Genomic DNA, 3261 nt, shown 5'->3' with positions numbered 1-3261 from the left:
GATGGTAGCAGAGTCCGTAGATATCTATAATCAAATGAGGCCTCATACGGCTTTACAATACAAAACGCCCGATGAAGTACATCGAGCGTTTTAGTTAAAAAGTGTCAACCCATATCAGGACGGGTCACGTTTTAAGCCGAGGGCGGATACGGATGAGCATTCTTATTTCCTAGAGTGCTGGTTGTTGAGTCCTAGTCTTACTAAGGCTTGCTGTAAAGACGTAACTGATAGAAATTTTTCATAAAAGACTACGTCATTCTGAACGGTGAGGAACGAACCAGATTCAGAATCTACTTTCCGAGTGTTATGTTACTCAAGTGGTTATGGGATTTTTTAGAATGTTGGGTTTTAGGTTTCTAGTCTCACCATGGTTTTCTTGAATCAAGTTTATAAGTATTGAAAACACAAAAGAGCAGCCCTCAGGCTGCTCTTTTGTGTTTGGAGTTCCGTTTTCAGGGCTACTCATCGGAGGCGTACCCATGTACGCCAAGCTCTTTGCCATCTAAATAGGCTTTACCATCCTTCATGATCAACCGCTCGTCTACCAGCCACTTTGCCACCATAGGGTAGATTCGGTGCTCCTGCGCCTGAACACGTGCCGCAAGTACACTAGCATCATCGTCTTCGAACACAGGAACTTTTGCTTGCAGTATGACAGGGCCACCATCAAGCTCTTCCGTTACAAAGTGCACACTAGTACCATGTTCTTTGTCGCTAGCATCAATTGCTCTCTGGTGTGTGTGTAGCCCAGGATATTTTGGTAGAAGAGAAGGGTGGATATTGATCATCTTACCCATGTAATGAGAAACAAATGCGCTGCTCAGAATGCGCATGTAACCAGCAAGAATAATCACGTCTGGTTGGTATTCATCTATTTGACTCATTAGCTCTGCATCAAAGCTTTCACGCGAGCTGAATGCTTTAGGGTCGACAAAGTGACCGTCCACATCAAACTTTTTTGCACGTTCTAAACCAAAAGCATCTGCTTTGTTAGAGAACACGGCTGCCACTCGTGCGTTTGGCATGCTGTCTTCGCAAGCTTCCAAGATAGCTTGCAGGTTACTTCCGTTACCCGAGATGAGGACCACAATGTTTTTTAGGGTATGGTTTTTCATGATGTCGAGAGCGCCTTGGTATTGTAGGTTGGAGTTATGTAGCTTCTAAACTACCTACTAATAGAATGGTTTTTAGTGTCCTAGATAGCAAAATGAGGACCTAGTCATCTAGTGTCCTCATTCTTCTTATCTTTTGAGCTCGATTTGCAAATTATTGGATTTCAACTTGCTCTTCGTTCGCGTCTGCTTGTGCGATTTGACCAATCACCCACGCGTTTTCGCCTTCTTCTTTAAGAAGAGCAACTGCTGCATCTGCCTGGTCTTTCGGTAGTGCGACGATTAGACCTACACCACAGTTGAATGTGCGGTACATTTCGTGTGTGTCGACGTTGCCTTTCTCTTGTAGCCACTTGAAGATAACTGGCCATTCCCAACTGTTACCATCGATAACTGCTTTCGTGCCTTCAGGCAGTACGCGTGGGATGTTTTCCCAGAAACCACCACCAGTGATATGAGAAATCGCATGGATGTCGTGTTTCTCAATCATCTTAAGTGCTGACTTGATGTAAATTTTTGTTGGTTCCAGTAGGTGCTCACCAATAGTGCGGCCTGCTAGCTCTTCGCTCTTATCTGCACCAGATACTTCTAGGATCTTACGGATAAGGGAGTAACCGTTTGAGTGTGGGCCGCTTGAGCCAACAGCGATAAGTGCATCACCAGCAGCGACTTTCGTGCCGTCAATCACGTCTTCTTTTTCTACTACGCCAACACAGAAACCAGCTACGTCGTAGTCTTCGCCTTCATACATGCCAGGCATCTCCGCAGTTTCGCCACCAATTAGGGCACAACCTGCTTGAACACACCCTTCAGCGATACCTGAAACAACATCCGCTGCGGTATCAACGTCTAGTTTGCCTGTTGCATAGTAATCTAGGAAAAACAGTGGCTCTGCGCCTTGCACGATAAGATCATTTACACACATTGCCACTAGGTCGATGCCGATCGTGTCGTGCTTGTTCATATCCAGTGCTAGGCGAAGTTTTGTGCCAACGCCATCAGTACCAGAAACCAGTACAGGTTGTTTGTATTTAGTTGGCAATTCGCATAGCGCGCCAAAACCACCGATACCACCCATAACTTCAGGGCGACGAGTACGTTTTACCGCACCCTTAATACGATCCACAAGCGCGTTGCCTGCATCAATATCTACACCAGCGTCTTTATAGCTAAGAGAAGAGTTGTTACCACTCACAGGGAAGTCCTCGGTATTAAGTTGGATATGAAAACGGCGCTATTCTAACAGTGCTTAAACATAGATAGCAAACGTTTGCGTCTGTTTTTTTCTTTAGTGATTTATCCTGATATCCCTGTGAAAATCATGTATAATCTGAAGGTTTGTTTAAATATTGCCAACTATAGCCGGAGATGGACATGAAAGTTGTTGAAGTAAAGCACCCTCTAGTAAAACATAAAATTGGTCTAATGAGAGAAGGTGACATCAGCACAAAACGTTTTCGTGAGTTAGCGACTGAGGTCGGTAGCCTACTTACTTACGAAGCAACGTCAGACTTTGAAACAGAAAAAGTGACCATTGATGGTTGGAACGGTCCGGTAGAAGTAGACCAGATTAAAGGTAAAAAAGTAACCGTAGTGCCAATCCTACGTGCAGGTCTAGGCATGATGGATGGAGTTCTTGAGCACATGCCAAGCGCACGTATCAGTGTTGTGGGTATTTACCGTGATGAAGAAACGCTTGAGCCAGTTCCTTACTTCAACAAGCTTGCTTCAAACATCGAGGAGCGTATTGCGCTTGTTGTTGACCCAATGCTTGCAACAGGTGGTTCTATGATTGCTACGATCGATCTCCTAAAAGAGAAAGGTTGTAACCAAATCAAAGTGCTGGTACTTGTTGCTGCACCAGAAGGTATTGAAGCGCTAGAAAAAGCACACCCAGATGTTGAGCTATACACTGCGGCAATCGATGAGAAGCTTAATGACAAAGGCTACATCGTTCCGGGTCTAGGCGATGCAGGTGATAAGATCTTCGGTACTAAGTAATTCTTTGATGTATTACTATGACTGACCCGTCCTGATATGGGTTGACACTTTTTAACTAAAACGCTCGATGTACTTCATCGGGCGTTTTGTATTTTAAAGCCGTATGAGGCCTCATTTGATTATAGATATCTACGGACTCTGCTACCAT

The 3261-nt window shown here is 44.6% G+C and carries 5 protein-coding genes; 2 read left to right on the top strand and 3 right to left on the bottom strand.

Features of this window, described 5'->3' with window-relative positions:
* The coding region (locus L3V37_RS23805; protein ID WP_237306775.1) for an integrase core domain-containing protein at positions 1–94 on the top strand (94 nt) is incomplete at its 5' end.
* Positions 95–458: 364 nt separating this feature from the next.
* Here L3V37_RS23805 and purN read toward each other — a convergent pair.
* Complete coding sequence (gene purN, locus L3V37_RS23800; protein WP_213964439.1) at positions 459–1115, bottom strand: phosphoribosylglycinamide formyltransferase; 657 nt, start codon at positions 1113–1115, stop codon at positions 459–461.
* Between the two features lie 151 nt (positions 1116–1266).
* The gene (gene purM, locus L3V37_RS23795; protein WP_005389861.1) at positions 1267–2307 is read right to left on the bottom strand and encodes a phosphoribosylformylglycinamidine cyclo-ligase; all 1041 of its coding nucleotides are present in this window, start codon (positions 2305–2307) and stop codon (positions 1267–1269) included.
* Positions 2308–2486: 179 nt separating this feature from the next.
* Here purM and upp point away from each other — a divergent pair, with 179 nt between their 5' ends.
* A complete protein-coding gene (gene upp, locus L3V37_RS23790; protein WP_005380401.1) occupies positions 2487–3113 on the top strand; it encodes a uracil phosphoribosyltransferase in 627 nt (208 codons plus the stop codon).
* Between the two features lie 55 nt (positions 3114–3168).
* Here upp and L3V37_RS23785 read toward each other — a convergent pair.
* The coding region (locus L3V37_RS23785) for an integrase core domain-containing protein (RefSeq protein WP_155489908.1) at positions 3169–3261 on the bottom strand (93 nt) is incomplete at its 5' end.

The organism is Vibrio sp. D54 (assembly GCF_021728075.1).
GTDB lineage: Bacteria > Pseudomonadota > Gammaproteobacteria > Enterobacterales > Vibrionaceae > Vibrio > Vibrio alginolyticus.
This window is presented reverse-complemented; position numbering and strand designations above follow the sequence as displayed.

Excerpts from the sequence above, each read along its gene's own strand:
- purN (WP_213964439.1), bottom strand. The coding sequence starts at position 1,115 with ATGAAAAACCATACCCTAAAAAACATTGTGGTCCTCATCTCGGGTAAC.
- upp (WP_005380401.1), top strand. The coding sequence starts at position 2,487 with ATGAAAGTTGTTGAAGTAAAGCACCCTCTAGTAAAACATAAAATTGGT.